Genomic DNA, 18,484 nt, shown 5'->3' with positions numbered 1-18,484 from the left:
TCGGTCTGCGGCCCGCCCCGCGCACGGTAGAAGACCCCGCCGCACACCCGGTGTGCGGCCCTGTGCACCGGGAGGGGATCGCGTCTGCGCCCCCGCGTCGATATGCTCGAACTGGTTCAGAGACGAATGCTCGAAGCGATCGCTTTCAAGGAGGCGCAATGACCGGGTTCCCGGAGACGAAGCACTATCCGATGCTCATCGGTGGCGAATGGGTCGACGCGATCGACGGGGAGACGTCGGACGTCATCACCCCCATCGACCGCAACGTGGTGATCGCGACCATCCCGCGCGGCAAGGAAGCGGATGCGGACCGTGCCGTCGAAGCCGCGCAGAAGGCATTCCCCGCATGGGCGGGCATGCACTTCAAGGAGCGCCAGAAGCTCATCCTGCGAGCAGCGGATGCGCTCGAGGCGAAGCTCGAAGACCTCGCGCAGCTCACGGCTCTGGACACGGGCAACGCGCTGCGCACGCAGGCACGGCCCGAAGCGCAGACGCTCGTCGACCTCTTCCGCTACATGGGCGGCATCGCCGGTGAGGTCAAGGGCGTCGTCCTGCCTGCCGGGGACGACCAGCTGCAGTACACCCGTCGCGAGCCGCTGGGCGTCGTCGCGGGCATCCTCCCCTGGAACTCACCGCTCATGATCGCCGGGTACAAGACCCCGGCTTCGCTCGCGGCCGGCAACACGCTGGTGCTCAAGTGCGCGGAGGACGCGCCGCTGACCATCCTCGAGATGGGTCGCATCATCGCGGACGTCCTCCCCGCAGGTGCGCTCAACATCGTCACCGGCAAGGGATCCGTCATCGGTGAGCGCCTGGCCGTTCACCCGGACGTCGCGAAGGTCTCGTTCACCGGCTCCACTCTGGTGGGCCGTCACATCAACGAGGTCGCCGGTCGCCGGCTGGCCCACACCTCGATGGAGCTGGGAGGCAAGTCGCCCACGATCGTCTTCCCCGATTCGGATCTGGACGACGTCGCGGACCAGGTCGTGCTGTCCACCCGCTTCGCACGCCAGGGCCAGTCGTGCACCTCCGGTTCGCGTCTGTTCCTCCACGAGGACATCTACGACTCGTTCCTGCAGAAGATCGTCGACCGCGTCTCGACTATGAAGGTGGGCGATCCGCGCGACGAGGCCAGCGACATCGGTGCGGTGAACTCGAAGAAGCAGTGGGACACGATCCAGGACTACATCGAGATCGGTGAGTCGATGGACGGCGTCGAGATCGCCTACGACGGTCGCAAGACCCTCGAGGTGGGGGAGCCGGGCTTCTACCACGCGCCGGTGATCTTCTCGAAGGCCCGCAACGACTGGCAGACCAGCAAGGAGGAGATCTTCGGCCCCGTCCTCTCCGTCATCCCGTGGAAGCACGTGGACGACGTCGTGGAGATGGCGAACGACAGCGAGTACGGACTGGCGGCCTTCATCTTCTCGAAGGACATCGATCGCGCGCTGTCGACCGGCAACCGCATCCAGTCCGGCTGGGTCCAGATCAACCAGGGCGGCGCTCAGATGGTCGGCCAGTCCTACGGCGGCTTCAAGCAGTCCGGCCTGGGCCGCGAGGCGTCGCTCGAGGGCATGCTCGAGGGATTCACGCAGATCAAGCAGCTGAACGTCAAGCTGCGCTGACGACTCCCCACCCTCGCCGAGGCGCCGGTCACCTGCGGGGTGACCGGCGCCTCGGCATCGGAGTGGGGGAATCACAGCGGTGTTCTCCGCAGGTAGACTCTGCGACGGAGGAGGTGTCCATTGACTCAGAAGGCAGATGCGCAGGACGCGCACGGTGGTGACGGCGGAGGGCTCAGCGAGCACGATGCGGCGATCCTCGACTTCGAGCGCACCTGGTACACCTATGGCGGCGCGAAGGACCATGCGATCCGAGAGCGCTTCGACCTGTCCGCAGGCGCCTACTTCCAGCGGTTGGCCGTCCTCTTGGACGACCCGCACGCGTATTCGCACGACCCCATTCTCATCAAGCGTCTGCGCCGAATCCGCGACTCCCGGCAGCGCAGCCGGTCGGACGCACGCATCGCACGCTGAGGAGCCGGCCCGTGGCCTCTTACCCTGAAGACGAATTCGACCGCCTCCCACCCACGGGACGCCGGGGTGCGCACCGGAAGGAGACCGGCGCGGGCATGCGCGGCGCCTATGTGGTCATCGCGGTCGCCGCCGTCGTGGCGGTCCTGCTGGTCATCGGTGTCTTCAACATCATCCGGACGTCCTTCAAGGATCCCGAGGACCAGGTCGCGGAGCCCCCGGTGGCCGAGGAGACCGAGTCTCCCGGCGAGGAGTCGGCGGAGGAGACCGACGAGGCCGCACCGGAGGTCGACAAGAGCGAGGTCTCCGTCGCGGTGTACAACGGCTCCGGTGTGAACGGCGCGGGTGCCAGGTTCTCCGAGGCAGTCGAGGCGAACGGGTGGCCACTCGAAGAGACGGCGACCTACGCGACGCCGGATACGACCTCCACCGTCTTCTACGCGAGCTCTGACCACGAGGACCATGCGGCGGCGCTGGCCGCCGAACTGGGGATCGAGCAGGTCGAGGAGTCGGCGGACTTCACCGCCGACGTGACCGCAGTGATCACTTCCGACATCGCCGAACAGGGACCGCCCGGTGCGGACGGTGGGGCGACGGAGCCCGAAGGTGACGGGGCGGATCCGGACGAGGGCATCGCGGATCCGAACGCAGGTGCTGCGCCCGCGCAGCCCTGACCTGTTCGCCGACCGCGGAAGTGTTTTGCACTCTCGGGTGGCGAGTGCTAAAAGTAGGGTGTGAACCTCGCTCGACACTGAGGGCCCCGGCCTCTGCGGAATGGAGCAGTGGACGGAGCCCCGCCGTCGCGGGCATGTCGATCTGAGGAGCACATCCACCCCGAAAAGGGAGGCAGCAAGCCACTATGGCAAAGCTCATCGCATTCGACGAAGAGGCCCGTCGCGGCCTCGAAACCGGCCTCAACACGCTGGCCGACGCAGTCAAGGTGACGCTGGGGCCGCGCGGTCGCAACGTCGTCCTGGAGAAGAAGTGGGGCGCCCCCACGATCACGAACGACGGCGTCTCCATCGCCAAGGAGATCGAACTCGACGACGCGTACGAGAAGATCGGCGCGGAACTCGTCAAGGAGGTCGCCAAGAAGACGGACGACGTCGCGGGTGACGGAACCACCACGGCGACCGTGCTTGCACAGGCACTCGTCCGCGAAGGCCTGCGCAATGTCGCGGCCGGCGCGGATCCGCTGAGCCTCAAGCGCGGCATCGAGAAGGCTGTCAGGGCCGTCTCCGACGTGCTGCTGGCCACGGCCACCGAGGTCGAGACGAAGGAGCAGATCGCTGCGACCGCCGGCATCTCCGCCGGTGATCCTGCGATCGGCGAGCTCATCGCGAAAGCGATCGACAAGGTCGGCAAGGAAGGCGTCGTCACCGTCGAGGAGTCGAACACCTTCGGCCTGGAGCTCGAGCTCACGGAGGGCATGCGCTTCGACAAGGGCTACATCTCCGGGTACTTCGTGACTGACACGGACCGCCAGGAGACGGTGCTCGAGGATCCCTACATCCTCATCGCCAACTCCAAGATCTCGAACGTGAAGGACCTGCTCCCGGTCCTCGAGAAGGTGCAGCAGTCGGGCAAGCCGCTGTTCATCATCGCCGAGGACGTCGAGGGCGAGGCTCTGGCCGTGCTGGTCGTCAACAAGATGCGCGGCACGTTCAAGTCCGTCGCCGTCAAGGCTCCGGGCTTCGGCGACCGCCGCAAGGCGCAGCTGGCCGACATCGCGATCCTGACCGGTGGCCAGGTCATCGCGGAAGAGGTGGGCCTCAAGCTCGAGAACGCCACGGTCGATCTCCTGGGCACGGCGCGCAAGGTCGTCGTGACGAAGGACGAGACCACGATCGTCGAGGGCGCCGGTGACTCCGAGGAGATCGCGGGCCGCGTCTCGCAGATCCGTGCGGAGATCGAGGCTTCGGACTCCGACTACGATCGCGAGAAGCTCCAGGAGCGCCTCGCGAAGCTGGCCGGCGGCGTGGCCGTCATCAAGGCCGGCGCGGCGACGGAGGTCGAGCTCAAGGAGCGCAAGCACCGCATCGAGGACGCAGTGCGCAACGCGAAGGCAGCGGTGGACGAGGGCATCGTCGCCGGTGGCGGCGTGGCGCTCATCCAGGCGGGCCTCTCCGCGTTCGACTCGCTGGCCCTCGAGGGCGATGAGGCGACCGGCGCATCGATCGTGAAGGTTGCGATCGACGCTCCGCTCAAGCAGATCGCCTTCAACGCCGGGCTCGAGCCGGGCGTCGTGGCAGAGAAGGTGCGCGGCCTCACCGCCGGACACGGCCTCAACGCCGCGACCGGCGAGTACGAGGACCTGCTGGCCGCGGGCATCAACGACCCGGTCAAGGTGACTCGTTCGGCACTGGAGAACGCCGGATCGATCGCGGGCCTGTTCCTCACGACCGAAGCGGTCGTCGCGGACAAGCCGGAGCCGGCTGCTCCGATGGCCGACCCGTCGGGCGGCATGGGCGACATGGGCGGCATGGGCTTCTGATCCCCTGCAGCGGCCCGGCTGATCGCCGGGTCGCACGGCTGCAGAGCTGAGCGCCTGGATGAAGGGCGGGAGCGGTTCCACACGGAACCCCTCCCGCCCTTCAGCGTTCCTCAGCGGGGGTGCTGCTCAGACGTCGCGTGCGTCAGGGTCGCCGGAGCCGTGGTCGTCTCCGCGATCGCGGTTCCTGTTCCGGCGGATCTCACGGCGCTCGTCGCTGCGTGAGCGCGGGCCGCTTCCGCCGCCGTCCGCTCCGGGGTCCCCGTCGAGGGCTCTGCGCTCCCGGGCCTTCCGCGTGAGCTTCCGCCGCCGGTCCTCGATGGTCCGTTGCCGAGCACTGATCGTGGAGATCACGTTGATGCCAGTGCCCAGCATGACGAAGATCGGCCAGAAGAGGGAGAATCCTCCGCTGTAGAGCCCGATCGCCAGCCAGACGAGCGTCGTGATCGCGCTGGCTCCGACGAAGCTGCCGAGGCTCGCGCGGACGAGCTTCGCGTAGTGCTCGCGGGCGGCTGTGTCGATCTCGTCGTACGTCAGGGGCATAGGAGGCGACAGCGGATCGCGGTCCGCGTGATGCGAGAGGGTGCCGCCCTCGCCGGAGCCGGAGCCGGAGCCGGTTCGCGCCATCCCGTTCCCCGGCGTGGGCCCACGTCCTGCGTCTGCACCCAGGGCCTTCGCCTCGTCGGAGTCCGGGTCGATCGGGTGCGCGTCCAGGAACAGGTCTGCGAGAGCGTCCAGCAGGTCGCCCAGCAGACGAGCATCGCCCACAGCTGCGAGCCTCTCATCCAGCTCTTCGCGATTCAGGCGGCCGTCTGCGAATGCCTCGCCCAGGCATTCTCGGACGATGTCGCGGTCCTCGTCCGCTGCGCGCAGGCGTGTATGCAGTCGTGGATCGAGGCGGAAGCGCGGCCAGACGTTTTCCTGCGACATAGTAGAACCATAGTCCGCATGGGGTGGGACGGGCACACGGCCGGTCGGCTCGCCGTCTAGCCTGAGGGCATGGGCATCGTCATCATCCTCATCCTCCTCGCCGTCTTCGTCGGTGCATTGGCACAACGGGTGACGGGCATGGGTTTCGCGATGGTGTCCGGCCCCTTCCTGGTCCTCCTCCTCGATCCGCTCTCCGGTGTCGTCCTCGTGAACCTCTGCGGGCTGGCGTCCTCCCTCATCGTGCTGTGGCGCACGTACCGGGAGGTCGACTGGAAGCTCGCCGCGGGTCTGATCGTCACCTCCGCGCTCGGGACCGTTCCCGGTGCGCTGTTCGCGGTGGTGATGCCGGCCCGCGCGCTGGAGATCTTCATCGGCTCGCTCATCGTCCTGTCGCTGACGAGCTCTCTCGTCCTCAACCGCTTCGCGCCGCCCATGCCCCGCAACAAGGCGGCCGTGGGCATCACCGGTCTCGTCTCGGGTGCGATGAGCTCGTCCGCTGGAGTCGGCGGACCTGCCCTGTCGGCCCTCGCCCTGCTGTCCCGATGGGAGCAGCGATCGTTCGCTGCGACGATCCAGCCGGTCTTCGTGGCGACGTCGTCCGCTGCCGTCGTCTCGAAGCTGGTGTTCGACCCGGCCGGATGGCCGAGCCTGGACGGGGCGACGTGGGCACTCCTGCTCGGCGCACTGGTCGGTGGGCAGGTGCTGGGGGAGTGGCTGTCGACGATCACGCCCGTGCAGGCGGCGCGCGTCGGGATGCTCACGCTCGCGTTCCTCGGCGGGCTGCTCACGATCGGCCGTGGTCTCGGGGTTCTCTGAGACGACTCACGGAGGTCTTTTCGGGGACATTGCTCAGAGCGCTTCCAGGATGGACTGCGATACTTGAACGCGGAATGACGCCGGTCCGCACGCCCGTTCGGGGCGTTGGAGACCATCGCGCACACCATCGGAAAGGTGAGTCAGCATGACCTTCGTGTTCCTCCTGCTGCTGGCGGCGATCGCCGCGGCGTTCCTCATCGGCTCCCGCAGGCAGAAAGCTCGCGAAATCGAGGAGAAGGCGGAGGAGCTCGAGCGTGTGAAGACGACCGTCGAAGAGGACGTCGTCGCCTTCGGCGAAGAGGTCGCAGACCTGGACGTCGTCACCGGCGGCGTTGAGCTCGACGAAGGCGGCCGCCAGGACTACTCCCGTGCGATCGATGCGTACGACCGCTCCAAGGACCTGTTGGACCGTATCCAGTCCGCAGGCGAGATCAGCCACGTGACCGAAGCGATCGAGGACGGTCGGTACGCGGCGAAGTGCGTGCGCGCCCGGGTGGAGGGCCGCCCCCTCCCAGTCCGTCGTCCCCCGTGCTTCTTCAATCCCCAGCACGGGCCCTCCGTCGAAGACGTCGACTGGGCGCCGGCCGGCGGCCAGCTGCGTCCGGTGCCGGTCTGTGCCGCCGACGCAGAGCGCGTCAGCTGCGGAGCTGAGCCCGCGGTGCGCACTGTGCCGGTGGGCAACGGCCTGCAGCGGCGTGCGTACTGGGAGGCCGGTCCCGCCTACGCGGAGTACAACCGCGGCTACTTCAACTCCTACGCGGGCTCCGGTCTGCTTCCCGGAGTCCTCATGGGCGCCATGATGTTCGGCGGCTTCGGCGGAGGCTGGGACGGCGGTATGGACGGCGGCGGTATGGATGGCGGAGGCATGGAGGGAGCCGACGCCGGCGGTGACATGGGTGGCGACATGGGCGGCGGATTCGGTGACTTCGGCGGAGGCGACGGCGGGGGCTTCGATTTCGGCGGCTTCGACTTCTGAGAGCCTCGGCCGCGCTCCTCGCTGCGGACGGATCGTCGTGCAGTGTCGTGGGGAGATACCCTGGAGGGTGTGCACGACGATATGGAACACATCGAGATCAGTGACGACGCCATCACCCTGGGCCAGCTGCTCAAGCTCCAGGGAGTCGCCGGAACCGGCGCAGAGGCGAAGGACATGCTCGCCGCGGAAGCTGTGAGCGTCAACGACGAGCTCGAGACCAGACGCGGCGCGAAGGTGCGCCCCGGGGACATCGTCGACGCTGCCGGTGAGATCTTCACCGTGGTGGCGCGCGAAGACTGAGCCACTCTGCTCCACCGGGGCGGCACCGTCCTGCCGGCGCGGTGCCGCACTGCTCGACGAGTACCTGGTCGAGCAGGACCTGGTCGGTCGGAACCCTATTCGAGCAGGTCGACCTCGCCGACCACATCACGCACGAATGCGCGGACGCGCTGCACGAACTCCCGGGGACGCTCGACGTGGAAGCCATGACCGGCTGCCACTCTCTCCGCGCGGACGTCGGGGATCAGCATCTTTGCACGCGTCGCGTCAGCATCGTCCATCGCGCCCAGGAGGACCCCGTCCCGCGTCTGCCAGTCGCAGTGGAAGAGCAGCGTCGGACGGGAGATCGCGGAGAGCGTGTCCGCGTGGTCGAAGAGGTCGTGGAATGCTCCGTCGAAGAACGCGAGGCCGAACATCGGGTCGTATGAGTCCAATGCGCGGTAGGCCTCATTCATCGCCGGCGGCATGTACGGCAGCGTCGGTGGCCTGTCACGATGTGCGCGCCGCCTGCGCAGCGCGTCTGAGCGGATCCGTTCCCCCGCGGGCCCGAGGAGCTCGAAGAGCCGGCTGCGTTCGATGAGGAACTCGGTGAAGTCAGCCGCGTCCGACGCGAGGAAGTCGCGGCACGTCCGTGCGAGTTCGACGTGGTTCCACGTCGCTTCGGAGCGGGGCGGAACGGAGGAGAAGAAGGGCGGGTCCTCGAGGATCGCCGCAACCGTCTCATCGGGCCGCGCGGCAGCGATCCACGCGGCGATGAGGCCGCCCGAGGAGTGTCCGGCGACGATCGTCTGCTCACCGACCACGCCTGCGATGAAGTCGGCGAACAGCTCTCCGAGCACCGGGCCGTTGTAGAGCTCCGGATCCCAGTCGGAGGCTCCGTGCCCGGGGACGTCGATCGCGAAGACGTGGAAGTCGCGTGCGAGCGCGGGCATGACGGGTGCCCATGACCACAGGTCCGTGCTCTGGGCGTGGATGAGGAGCAGCGGCGGCCCGGACGCAGGCCCTTCGGCAAAGCGGAGGGCGTGCCCATTCACCATCGTCGTGCGGGTGACGAATCCGGCGCGGTCGCAGGCCATGCGGGCAAGGCGGGAGTGGAGGGCGTTGCGCGTGGTCCAGAGTGCCGCAGCGCCCACGACCGCTCCGGCGAGGAGTCCCGCGGTGGCTCCCAGTGCGTGGAGCGGTGACGGTCGGGATGAGGGGTGGATCGACAGGGTCGTTCGGTCTGCAGCCGGCATGCGGTGCCCTTCACGAGAGGTCGTTCACGGCCAGGCTATCGCACACAGGCCTGTCGTCTCCGTGCAGATCACTGCGGAACAGCGTGCTGATGGTGGTCCGGATCGGCCCTGGGGCCTCGCTGCCCAAGACGTCGGCGCTGACCCGAGCCCGGCCGCGAAGGAGCCGTCGTCGGGCGGAGACCGGTGGTCAGCGGTCCATGCCGGGGGCGTCCCACAGCGGGGACCACTTCGTCATGTCCTCTTCCACCGGCAGGTCCTCGTCGAGCACGCCGCGCAGCTGGATCTCGAAGGGGCTGTCGCGCTGGTGACGTCCGCGCTGGACGAAGGGATAGAACGTTCCGCGCTTGTAGAGGTACACCACTGCGATCGTGCGCCCGTCAGGTGCACGGAAGTACACGTTGGAGCACAGCAGCATGGGCCCGAACCCCTGGGACTCGAGCGCGGCGTTGACCGCGTGGAGGCTGGTCACGAGGTCAGAGGTGCTCGCAGCCTGCTGCTCGACGACCTGCCAGGTGTATCCGAAGCCGTCGTTCACCTGCGTGACGTCCGTGTTGGGGTCTGCGGCGATCAGCGCTCGCGACTCCTGCTCCGCGCGGTCGAACGCGCCGCCCTCGACCTCGCGGAACGCCACCGCACCCACGCCGGTGGGAGTGATCCCTGACCGGGCTTCGAGCGTGAGCGCCGCGGACGGCACGGCGAAGAGGTCGTCGAGGTTCGGTTCCTTCGGCTTGGAACGGCCGAACAGGGCGTCGAGGAATCCCATCGCGGAGGCTTTCATGTCGAGGACGGCGGAACGAGCAGGGGTGAGCAGATGCAGTGGCGCCACCGCCCGCTCACGTCAGAGTTCGGTGGAGAGCTGGTTGCTGATCTTGTCGAGCTGGGCGAGGCGCTTCTCCAGGCTGGGGTGCGTGGAGAACATGCTGCCGACGTTGAAGAACGCCAGATGGGACGCGCCGGCGGTCTGCCTGAGGTCCTTCTGCGGCATCTTCTGCGTCTGACCGCTGATCTTCACGAGAGCGGAGGCGAGCGTCGAGGGGCTGCCGGTCAGCAGCGCGGCCGCGCGGTCCGCGGCGAGCTCCCGGTACCGCGACAGAACGCGGATCAGCACGAAGCTGAGCGCATAGACGACGACTCCGACGAGCATGAGCAGCAGCTGGATCGGGACGCCGTTGTTGTTCCGTCCGCCGCGGGCGAAGAGGAACGACCGCATCATGAGGCTCGCGACGATGCCGGTCACACCCGCGATGGTCATGACGGTCACGTCGCGGTGCGCGACGTGGGAGAGCTCATGGGCGAGCACCGCTTCGACCTCTTTGGGCTCCAGTTCGTCGAGCAGCCCGCGAGTGACCGCGATGACGGAGTGTTCGGGCGAGCGGCCCGTCGCGAACGCGTTCGGGACCCGCGTGTCGGAGAACGCGACCTGCGGCTTCGGCATATCGGCCTGCTGGCAGAGCCGGTCGACGAGGCTGTGCAGCTCCGGTGCCTGCTCCGGGGTGACGACACGAGCTCCCATCGCCTTGATCGCGACCTTGTCGGAGAAGTACCACTGGAACCAGAAGATGCCGACCGACAGGAGGACCGCGAGCACGACGCCGCCCGTGCTGCCCCCGAGGATCCACCAGATGGCCGCGATGAGGACGACGTAGATGAGCCCGTTCAAGAACATCGTGAGACCCATGCGGGCGGACAGCCCCGCGTCCTTCGTGAAGCGCGTGCGCGCCATCAGCGGCTCCTTTCGCGTGTGTCGGTGAGAACTTCTGCTGCGGGTGCTGGGCGGCGGTGGTCCCGCTGCCGGTCGCGGATGACGGGCGACTCCGGCGGGACCGCCGGACGGAACCGGCTGGGCCGGGCTCCGAAGAGCTCGGCCCAGCGTCCGTCAGACTCCGTTGGGGATGAAGCCCTCACCGCTCAGCATCTCTCGGATCTCCTCGACCGTCGCGTCTTCGCCGGGGACGAGGACGTCGGACGCGCCGAGGTAGTCGTCGGCCACCGGCGCCCCCTTCGAGGTGATGAAGTCGTGCAGTCGGTGCAGGGCGTCGCGGACCGTGGTCTCGTCGCCCACTTCAACAGCCCGCTCCACTTCGTCGTCGAAGCTCTGCAGAGTGGTCTGCTCGACGTCGGACAGGTCGAACTGGCCTTCTCCCATGATGCGGATGATCATGCCTGCGCACCTCCCCGGCCGGTCTGCTCGCCTGCTTCGGTGACATCAGCGTCCTCCGCCTCGAGCGCGGCCCGCGGGCCCCCTGCGGAGCCGCCGGGGAGCGCTTCGCGCATCCGCTGCAGCTCGATCTCGACGTCCTGTTCGGAGGACAGCGAATCCAGCTGTGAGCCGATGTCGTCCCGCGGAGTGCCGGACAGGTCGTCCAGCGCACCGGAGGCGAGCAGCTCGTCGACCGCGCCCGCACGCGCCTGCAGGTTCGCGGTCTTGTCCTCCGCCCGCTGGATCGCCATGCCCACGTCGCCGAACTCCTCGGAGATGCCGCTGAAGGCCTCGCCGATCTTCGTCTGCGCCTCTGCAGCGTTGTACGTCGCCTTGAGGGTCTCCTTGCGGGTCCGGAACGAATCGACCTTCGCCTGCAGTCGCTGGGAAGCCGTGGTGAGCTTCTGCTCCTCCTGCACGAGGTTCTGGTGCTGCGCCTGCAGATCGCTGATCTGCTGTGTGAGGCCCGACCGGCGGCTCAGCGCTTCGCGGGCGAGGTCCTCGCGGCTGACCTCCATCGCCTTCTGCGCCTGGCCCTTCAGCTTGTTCTGCTGCTGCTCCAGCTGTCCCATCTGCAGTTCGAGCCGTTTGCGGCTCGTCGCGACGTCCGCGACACCGCGGCGCACCTTCTGGAGGAGTTCGAGCTGCTTCTTGTACGAGTAGTCGAGAGTCTCGTTCGGGTCCTCCATCCGGTCGAGGGCCTTGTCCGTCTTCGCACCGAATATTGTCTTGATGCGCTGGAAGATGCTCATGTGCGTGGGGTCTCCGTTCTGACGTCTCGCAACTCCGCGACGGAGGAGCCGCGTGCAAGCGCGTATGCTTCTTGGCCCCCACACTAGTCGGTGTGTCTGGCAATTTCTGCGGCCTGTCCACCACTCAGGGTGAGAACATCCGCGTGTTCGCCGCCTCGACCTCCTGATACTGCTGGCCGGCCATCCTGAGCGCTTCATTGATGGAGCGGAGTGAGTCATGGACGCTCGTCTGGACACTGCGCCATTCCTCCGCAGCCGCCTGGAAGCTCGACGCCGCAGTGCCCTGCCAGGTGTCCGCCAGCGACGCGAGGTCGTGCATGAGCGCATCGACGCTCGTGGAGATCTCATCGGACCTGGTCTGGGCGGATGACGCGGTGGCGAGCACCCGGTCGGAGTCGACGTGGAACAGGGACATGGGGCCTCCTCGAGGACAGGGCACCTCCCGGCCGCAGTCTGTTCGCAGGGCCGGTCGGGTCCACGGCGACGGTCGCCGTCGTGACCATGCTGGGAGCCGGCTGTCTGCAGAGGAAGGGATGCTCCACACCTGTGGACGTCGCATGCGAATCCACAGGGCACGCGTGCGCATCACAGTCCCGTGCTGCGTCGCCCCTGTGACGCGCGGGGGCCGACTCCGCACGTCACCCACCGCGTCATCGCATCACTGCGCGGCGAGGGACGCCTGCAGCGTCTGCTCCTGGCCATCGCGGATGACGGTGAACTCGACGGGGTCGCCGGTTGGAGTGGACCGGACCAGCGCCTGCAGGGACACTCCGTTGTTCACCGGCTTCTCGCCCATCGCGATGATCTCGTCGCCCTCTTCGAATCCGGCGGCTGCGGCCGGCGAGCCGTCCTCCACCGTCTCGACCCGGGCGGACCCCCGGGTGACGCCCTGGGCGTCGACGGTGGAGTTCACCATCGTCACACCGAGGAACGGGTGCCTCGCCTCACCGGTCTGGATGAGCTGGTCGGCGATGTTCGTGGCCTGCTCGATGGTGATGGCGAATCCGATGCCGATCGAACCGCTCTGCGCCTCGCTGGATGACGGGTCGGAGAGAGTGGCGGCGGAGGAGTTGACGCCGATGACCTCACCGTTGCCGTTGACCAGCGGCCCGCCGGAGTTGCCCGGGTTGATGGCTGCATCGGTCTGGATGGCGTTGGTGATCGTCATCGCCATCTCCTGCTCGCTCACATCGCCGATGTTCTCCGTGGAGACGGGCCGATCGAGCGCGGACACGATGCCCGTCGTCACACTGTCCGCGAGGCCCAGGGGATTGCCGAGCGCCATCACCGGGTCGCCCACGAACATGTCCGTGGACGATCCGACGGGCAGCGGTGTGAGGTCGTCCGGGATGGTCTCGAGTTCGAGGACCGCCACGTCCGTCTGCGGGTCGCGCCCCACGATCGCGGCACTGATCATCGAGCCGTCGGTCATGACGACCTCCACCTGGCCGCCCTCTGTGTCGGCGGGCGCCACGACGTGGTTGTTCGTGATGACGTGGCCCTGGTCGTCGTAGACGAACCCGGAGCCGAGGCCCGCCACCTCGCCGTCCACGCCCACCTGGATCGCGGTGACCCCGGGGGCGGTCTGGTCGGCGATCTGCGCCCAGTCGGGCGTCTCCGTCGACTGGCTGATCGAGCGGTCCGACTGCTGCGGCGAGTTCTCCGAGGGCTGGGAGGCGACCGGTGACGCATCGTCGGACAGGAGCCACGCGCCCCCTCCGCCGAGTGCGCCGCCCACGACGGCCGCAGCGACGGCGGCCGCGATGAGCGCGCCCCAGCCGGGGCCTCGGCGGCGGGTCGTCGACGCGCGCTGGTCGGGTCCGCCCGGAGGCATCTGGCCGGTGTGCGCGGAGTGGGGGATCGGTCCCGTCGCCGGAGCGTGCGCTCCGTGCCCCAGGTGATCGCCAGGCCCAGCCTGACCCGGCTGCTGCATTCCTGGTGCACCTGCCTGCGGCTGTGCCGGGCCGTACTGTGCACTGCTCTGCTCACCGCTGCCGCTGCTCTGCCCCCCGCCGCTCTGTGCAGGGTTCACACGCGGGATCGCTCCGGTCGCCAGCCCGGCGGCCGGGGGAGGAGTCTCCGAGGAGTAGCGCGCGCCTGCAGCACCGTACGGATTCTGCGCGCTGCCACCGGCCCTGTCGCCGGCCGGCGAGCCGATCTGCGGCACGAGGGGTGAGCGCTGAGTCTGCGGGCCGCCCGCGGCGGCACCGCTCCCCATCGGGGGCGCGGCCGGCGGAGGAGCAGACGGCGGCGCGGGGGCGTCCGCCGGGAACGTATGCCGTGAGTCGCTCACCCGACGACCCGGCGGCGGCGTCTGCGCGCTCGGATCGCGCGGGACGGAGGGGCGCGCGGGGTCCGTGGGCTGACTCATGGGATGTCGTCCTTTCGGGGTGTGGCCTGGGAAGGGGCCCGGTTGGCCTGTCGGCGGACCGAGTCAGGGCCGGGGATCGGCATGTCGACGCGGAATGTCGCGCCGCCGCCGGGGGTGGGGTGGACGGATATCGCACCGGAGTGGGAGTCGACGATCGCCTTGACGATCGACAGCCCCAGCCCGGATCCCCCCGTGTCGCGTCCGCGCGAGGAATCGAGCCGGTAGAACCGCTCGAAGATCCGCGCGACCTGGTCGGGGGCGATGCCCTCGCCGTGGTCGCGCAGTTCGAACCGAACGCGACCGTAGGGGAAACCGGACAGGTCCTCGCCCAATTCCAGCGGGCCCGTGACGAAGGGACTCGAATGCGTGAGGCCGCTGGTCGGGATCGTCTGCGACGGCGCGTCGCCGGGCGGCACCGACGCCGAGGCGGTGCTTCCGTCGGTGCGGGTGCTCCCGCCCGCAGCCGGACCCTCGTCCGCGTGGGGTCCGTGCGGACCTGTCGGAGCCGACTTCGCGGACTGGGCCGGCCAGGGGGCGTCCTGCTGCGGGGCCTCGGCGGGGGGCTTCTGGCCCCACGGGGCGGTGAGGCGCAGGAAGTTCGGGACGGGGAGCCCCCTCTTCCGTGCCTCCGGACGGCGCGCGTCCGCCGGTGCCTGTGGCATCTGAGGCTGGTGGGGCACATCGACGACGCCCACTGCGAACTCGATCTCGGTGCCCTCCGTCGTGTGCCTCACGGCATTGCCCGCCAGGTTCACGATGACCTGTCGGAGGCGAGCTTCAGACCCCAGGACCATCGGTGTCTGCGGGGCATCCTCGCCGTCGAGTCCGATGAGGCTGATGTCGCGGTCCGGGGCCTGGGCGAGTGCATCCGCGGCGCCGTCGCGGACCAGCCGCGTCATGTCGACCGGACCGATCTCCGTGGGACGGCGCTCGTCCAGTCGCGCCAGCTGCACGAGGTCCTCGACGAGCACGGTCATCCGCTTCGCCTCGGACTCCATGCGCTCCATCGCCTGCCCGACCTGGTCCGGGTCCGTGATCGCGCCCTGTCGGTACAGCTCCGCGTACCCGCGGATGGTCACGAGCGGGGTGCGCAGCTCGTGGGAGGCGTCGGACACGAACTGCCGGATGCGCTTCTCCGACTGCTTGCGGCCGTCGAAGGAATCCTCGATATGGCCGAGCATCGTGTTGAGCGCCGCGGAGAGCCTGCCGAGCTCTGTGTTCGACGGGTACGTCGACACGCGTTGGGAGAGGTCGCCGGCGGCGATCTTCGACGCCGTGTTCTCGATGTCGTGCAGTGGGCGGAAGGTGTTGGTGATCGCGAAGTAGCCCACGCCGGCGACCAGGGCGAGGGCGAGCATGCCGATCCCCAGCACGGTGTTGCGGGCGCGCTCGCCGACCGCGTCGATGTCCTGGTCGAACGGGACGGCGATCGCGACGAGCAGCTGCGAGTTCTCCACGCGCAGGGCGCGGACGCGCCACTGGGACTCCGAGCCGTCCGTGGTGAAGGGTGCGCCCTGCATCGTCGAGACGGTCTGCTCGTCGATGACCGGGAGCTGCGGTTCGTTCCCGTCGATCGGGGCGACGGGGCTGTAGACCTCGCTGCCCTCGCCGTCGTAGAACTGCACGTAGTACGTTCCGGGCAGCAGCTGACGCAGCGAGTCCTCCGTGGGGGACCGGTCTTCGGAGCTGGCCAGCGGAGAGGGCGTGAGGACGGTCTCCGCCGCCTGGATCGCGAGTGCCTCCGACGCCTGGATGAGCTGGGCGTCCGTGCGCTCGATGAGGCTCGACCGGAGGTTCTCGAGCACCCATGCGCTCGTGCCGGTCAGCACGACGAGCATGAGCGTCATCATGATCGTGAGGAGCTTCGCAGTGAGCGACCACTCCTCCCAGATCACCCGACGTCGGCGCTTGGTGTGTCTGGTCACGTGACAGGGAGCTCGCGAAGAGCAGTGATCACTTGGAGTCCGGAGTGCGCAGCATGTAGCCGACGCCGCGCTTGGTCTGGATCATCGGCGTCCACTCGACGTCGATCGGGTTGCCCGCCTCATCCGATGTGGGCGCGACGTCGATCTTGCGGCGCAGGTACGAGATGTAGGACTCGACGATGCCGGTGTCGCCTCCGAAGTCGTATTCCCACACGTGGTCGAGGATCTGCGACTTCGACAGCACGCGGTTGGCATTGAGCATGAGGTAGCGGAGCAGCTTGAACTCCGTCGGAGACAGGTCGATCAGGATGCCGCCGCGACGCACCTCGTGGGTGTCGTCGTCGAGTTCGAGTTCGCTGACCTCGATGACGGCCGTCTCCTCGTCCTCTGCGCTGTGGGTGCGGCGGAGGACGGCGCGGATGCGGGCGACGACCTCTTCGAGGCTGAACGGCTTCGTGACGTAGTCGTCGCCGCCCACCGTGAGTCCGGTGATCTTGTCGGAGGTGTCGTCGCGGGCCGTGAGGAACACGACGGGGATGTGCTTGCCCGCCTGGCGGAGGCGGCGCGTCACGGCGAACCCGTCCATGTCGGGAAGCATGACGTCGAGGACCAGCAGGTCCGGCTCCTTCTGCTCGGCTATGCGCAGGGCGTCGGTGCCGTTCGCTGCGGAGAGCACGTCGAAACCGGCGAAGCGGAGGCTGGTGGACAGGAGTTCGCGGATGTTCGGTTCATCGTCGACGACAAGGAGTGTTGCCTCGATGTCTGCGTGTGCGTTCTGCTGTGGGCTCTTCATGTCTTCAGTGTGACGACCGAGTCTGGGAGTCGGCTGGATCCAAGCTGGATGCGAGTGTGCGCTTCTTCACATGAAGCCCGTCGGTGTGACGGGCTCTGGGGTGGCACCGAAGCTGTCCGCGTCCGCGCGCTCCCAGTCGCCCGCCCATCCGCGCGGAGGGTCGGTGAGGAGCTGATCGGGCTCGAGCCAGTTGTAGAGGGAGGCGTAGGAGACGACCTCCGTCTGTGAGATCCGCCTCCGCAGCATCGTCGGTGACAGGTCCTGCGGGCCATGGGCGCCGAGCGTCGCGATCATCTGTGCGACTTCCGTGATCGTCGCTCGGTGGAAGCGGTAGACGCGCTCGCCCTTGGACACCGGATCGAGGCCGCGGTAGAAGCGGGGATTCTGCGTCGCGACGCCGGTGGGGCAGTGGTCCGTGTGGCACTTCTGCGCCTGGATGCAGCCGACCGCCATCATCATCGCGCGCGCCGACATGCAGAAGTCAGCCCCCTGGATGAGCCTGCGCACCACGTCGTGGCCGCTGGCGATCTTGCCCGCGGCGCCGATCCTGATCCCGTCGCGCAGTCCCGCGCCCACGAGCGCGTTGTGCAGGATGTGCAGCCCCTCGATCAGCGGTGTGCCCATGTGGTCCTGGTATTCGAGCGGGGCGGCCCCGGTGCCGCCCTCGGACCCGTCGACGATGATGAAGTCCGGGCGGATGCCGGTCTCGTGCATCGCCTTGCACATCGCGAGGACGTCCACCCGTGTGCCGATGCACAGCTTGAAGCCCACGGGCTTGCCGTCGGACAGCTCCCGCAGTCGGCCGATGAACTCCATGAGCTGTCGCGGCGTGGAGAACGCAGTATGGCCCGGGGGCGAGACGCAGTCCTGGAAGGCGGGGACTCCGCGGATCAGTGCGATCTCCTCTGTCACCTTGGGTGCGGGGAGGACGCCGCCGAGGCCCGGTTTGGCGCCCTGTGACAGCTTCACGTTGATCATCTTCACGTGGGGGTGGAGGGCCTTCTTCCGGAACTCCTCCGGGGAGAAGTCGCCTTCAGGGGTGCGGCATCCGAAGTAGCCGCTGCCGAACTCCCAGAGGATGTCCGCCCCGCTGTCCAGGTGGTAGGAGGTGAGGCCGCCCTCTCCGGATTCGTGGAGGAAGCCGCCCTTCGCGGCGCCGTGGCTCATCGCGCGGACCGCGTTCACGGACAGCGACCCGTAGCTCATGGCGGAGATGTTGAAGAGGCTGGCGTCATAGGGCTGCGAGCACTGTGGGCCCCCGATCGTCACGCGGTGCTCGCTCGAGGCGGCGGGCGCGGGGAGGGTGGCGTGAGTGAGGTATTCGTAGCCGGGCTGGCGGACCTCGAGCTCCGTGCCGAAGCTCTTGACCGATGTCTTCCCGTCTGCGCGGTCGTAGACCAGCGCGCGGGCGTCGCGATCGAACGGCTTGCCGTCCCAGTTCCGCTCGATGAAGTACTGCTGGATCATCGGCCGCAGCTCCTCGAGCATGAAGCGGCCGTGGCCCAGCAGCGGGAAGTTCCTGAGGATCGAGTTCTGCGCCTGCGTGTAGTCGACGATCGCGACGACGACCAGTGCGACGCCCGCTGCTGCGAGGATCCACCACCACGGGCTGATCGTCAGTGCGAGCACCACTCCTGCGACGGTGAGGATGGCCGGCAGTGCTGCGAATCCCAGGGGTGACAT

18 protein-coding genes are annotated in these 18,484 nt (G+C 68.3%); 7 read left to right on the top strand and 11 right to left on the bottom strand.

The annotated features are described in order from the left end of the window. Positions 1-158 precede the first annotated feature (158 nt). The 4 genes from BJEO58_RS06370 to groL all read left to right on the top strand — a co-directional run bounded on the left by BJEO58_RS06370 (position 159) and on the right by groL (position 4,527). On the top strand, positions 159-1,625 hold the full coding sequence (locus BJEO58_RS06370) for an aldehyde dehydrogenase family protein (RefSeq protein ID WP_101588647.1): 1,467 nt from the start codon (positions 159-161) through the stop codon (positions 1,623-1,625). A gap of 120 nt (positions 1,626-1,745) precedes the next feature. Next, positions 1,746-2,036, top strand: a complete 291-nt coding sequence (locus BJEO58_RS06365) for a DUF3263 domain-containing protein (RefSeq protein ID WP_101588646.1) — start codon at positions 1,746-1,748, stop codon at positions 2,034-2,036. Positions 2,037-2,047: 11 nt separating this feature from the next. Continuing rightward, the gene (locus tag BJEO58_RS06360; RefSeq protein ID WP_144573896.1) at positions 2,048-2,707 is read left to right on the top strand and encodes a LytR C-terminal domain-containing protein; all 660 of its coding nucleotides are present in this window, start codon (positions 2,048-2,050) and stop codon (positions 2,705-2,707) included. 185 nt (positions 2,708-2,892) lie between these two features. Continuing rightward, positions 2,893-4,527 carry a chaperonin GroEL gene (groL, locus tag BJEO58_RS06355; protein WP_101588644.1) on the top strand — a complete coding sequence of 545 codons (1,635 nt, stop codon included), beginning with the start codon at positions 2,893-2,895 and terminating at the stop codon, positions 4,525-4,527. Positions 4,528-4,653: 126 nt separating this feature from the next. Here groL and BJEO58_RS06350 read toward each other — a convergent pair whose 3' ends face one another. Then, positions 4,654-5,454, bottom strand: a complete 801-nt coding sequence (locus BJEO58_RS06350) for a DUF1707 SHOCT-like domain-containing protein (RefSeq protein WP_101588643.1) — start codon at positions 5,452-5,454, stop codon at positions 4,654-4,656. A 69-nt stretch (positions 5,455-5,523) separates the two neighbouring features. Between BJEO58_RS06350 and BJEO58_RS06345 the strand changes: the two genes are divergently transcribed. From BJEO58_RS06345 to BJEO58_RS06335, 3 genes are all read left to right on the top strand, one after another. Next, entirely contained in the window at positions 5,524-6,270 is a 747-nt protein-coding gene (locus BJEO58_RS06345; protein ID WP_101588642.1) for a sulfite exporter TauE/SafE family protein, read from the top strand. Positions 6,271-6,415: 145 nt separating this feature from the next. Then, positions 6,416-7,246 (top strand): hypothetical protein, encoded by an 831-nt coding sequence (locus BJEO58_RS06340; RefSeq protein ID WP_101588641.1) that lies wholly within the window; start codon positions 6,416-6,418, stop codon positions 7,244-7,246. A 69-nt stretch (positions 7,247-7,315) separates the two neighbouring features. Beyond that, positions 7,316-7,546, top strand: a complete 231-nt coding sequence (locus BJEO58_RS06335; protein WP_308297856.1) for an RNA-binding S4 domain-containing protein — start codon at positions 7,316-7,318, stop codon at positions 7,544-7,546. Between the two features lie 95 nt (positions 7,547-7,641). Here BJEO58_RS06335 and BJEO58_RS06330 read toward each other — a convergent pair whose 3' ends face one another. The 10 genes from BJEO58_RS06330 to BJEO58_RS06285 form a co-directional block, all read right to left on the bottom strand. After that, on the bottom strand, positions 7,642-8,760 hold the full coding sequence (locus tag BJEO58_RS06330) for an alpha/beta fold hydrolase (protein WP_101588640.1): 1,119 nt from the start codon (positions 8,758-8,760) through the stop codon (positions 7,642-7,644). Positions 8,761-8,947: 187 nt separating this feature from the next. After that, positions 8,948-9,586 carry a PspA-associated protein PspAB gene (gene pspAB / locus BJEO58_RS06325; protein WP_246076133.1) on the bottom strand — a complete coding sequence of 213 codons (639 nt, stop codon included), beginning with the start codon at positions 9,584-9,586 and terminating at the stop codon, positions 8,948-8,950. 12 nt (positions 9,587-9,598) lie between these two features. Then, on the bottom strand, positions 9,599-10,483 hold the full coding sequence (gene htpX / locus BJEO58_RS06320) for a zinc metalloprotease HtpX (RefSeq protein ID WP_101588639.1): 885 nt from the start codon (positions 10,481-10,483) through the stop codon (positions 9,599-9,601). 153 nt (positions 10,484-10,636) lie between these two features. Then, positions 10,637-10,921, bottom strand: a complete 285-nt coding sequence (gene pspAA, locus BJEO58_RS06315; RefSeq protein ID WP_101588638.1) for a PspA-associated protein PspAA — start codon at positions 10,919-10,921, stop codon at positions 10,637-10,639. Beyond that, entirely contained in the window at positions 10,918-11,712 is a 795-nt protein-coding gene (locus BJEO58_RS06310) for a PspA/IM30 family protein (RefSeq protein ID WP_101588637.1), read from the bottom strand. Before BJEO58_RS06310 ends, pspAA begins: the two co-directional genes overlap by 4 nt. A 124-nt stretch (positions 11,713-11,836) precedes the next feature. Then, positions 11,837-12,127, bottom strand: coding sequence for a WXG100 family type VII secretion target (locus BJEO58_RS06305; RefSeq protein ID WP_101588636.1), 291 nt, complete (start codon positions 12,125-12,127; stop codon positions 11,837-11,839). A gap of 243 nt (positions 12,128-12,370) precedes the next feature. Next, entirely contained in the window at positions 12,371-14,083 is a 1,713-nt protein-coding gene (locus BJEO58_RS06300; protein ID WP_101588635.1) for a S1C family serine protease, read from the bottom strand. Beyond that, entirely contained in the window at positions 14,080-16,008 is a 1,929-nt protein-coding gene (locus tag BJEO58_RS06295) for a sensor histidine kinase (protein WP_101588634.1), read from the bottom strand. Before BJEO58_RS06295 ends, BJEO58_RS06300 begins: the two co-directional genes overlap by 4 nt. A gap of 28 nt (positions 16,009-16,036) precedes the next feature. Next, the gene (locus BJEO58_RS06290; RefSeq protein WP_101588633.1) at positions 16,037-16,801 is read right to left on the bottom strand and encodes a response regulator transcription factor; all 765 of its coding nucleotides are present in this window, start codon (positions 16,799-16,801) and stop codon (positions 16,037-16,039) included. A gap of 66 nt (positions 16,802-16,867) precedes the next feature. Continuing rightward, positions 16,868-18,484 (bottom strand): FMN-binding glutamate synthase family protein, encoded by a 1,617-nt coding sequence (locus BJEO58_RS06285; protein WP_101588632.1) that lies wholly within the window; start codon positions 18,482-18,484, stop codon positions 16,868-16,870.

The organism is Brevibacterium jeotgali (genome assembly GCF_900169175.1).
Lineage (GTDB): Bacteria > Actinomycetota > Actinomycetes > Actinomycetales > Brevibacteriaceae > Brevibacterium > Brevibacterium jeotgali.
The sequence above is the reverse complement of the archived record's forward strand: the minus strand, read 5'-3'. Positions and strand labels throughout refer to the sequence as shown.

Coding starts and splice junctions, on each gene's coding strand:
- BJEO58_RS06305 (WP_101588636.1), bottom strand. CDS start 12,127: ATGTCCCTGTTCCACGTCGACTCCGACCGGGTGCTCGCCACCGCGTCA.
- BJEO58_RS06340 (WP_101588641.1), top strand. CDS start 6,416: ATGACCTTCGTGTTCCTCCTGCTGCTGGCGGCGATCGCCGCGGCGTTC.
- BJEO58_RS06350 (WP_101588643.1), bottom strand. CDS start 5,454: ATGTCGCAGGAAAACGTCTGGCCGCGCTTCCGCCTCGATCCACGACTG.
- BJEO58_RS06290 (WP_101588633.1), bottom strand. CDS start 16,801: ATGAAGAGCCCACAGCAGAACGCACACGCAGACATCGAGGCAACACTC.
- BJEO58_RS06285 (WP_101588632.1), bottom strand. CDS start 18,484: ATGTCACCCCTGGGATTCGCAGCACTGCCGGCCATCCTCACCGTCGCA.
- BJEO58_RS06330 (WP_101588640.1), bottom strand. CDS start 8,760: ATGCCGGCTGCAGACCGAACGACCCTGTCGATCCACCCCTCATCCCGA.
- groL (WP_101588644.1), top strand. CDS start 2,893: ATGGCAAAGCTCATCGCATTCGACGAAGAGGCCCGTCGCGGCCTCGAA.
- pspAA (WP_101588638.1), bottom strand. CDS start 10,921: ATGATCATCCGCATCATGGGAGAAGGCCAGTTCGACCTGTCCGACGTC.
- BJEO58_RS06300 (WP_101588635.1), bottom strand. CDS start 14,083: ATGAGTCAGCCCACGGACCCCGCGCGCCCCTCCGTCCCGCGCGATCCG.
- htpX (WP_101588639.1), bottom strand. CDS start 10,483: ATGGCGCGCACGCGCTTCACGAAGGACGCGGGGCTGTCCGCCCGCATG.
- BJEO58_RS06370 (WP_101588647.1), top strand. CDS start 159: ATGACCGGGTTCCCGGAGACGAAGCACTATCCGATGCTCATCGGTGGC.
- BJEO58_RS06345 (WP_101588642.1), top strand. CDS start 5,524: ATGGGCATCGTCATCATCCTCATCCTCCTCGCCGTCTTCGTCGGTGCA.
- BJEO58_RS06310 (WP_101588637.1), bottom strand. CDS start 11,712: ATGAGCATCTTCCAGCGCATCAAGACAATATTCGGTGCGAAGACGGAC.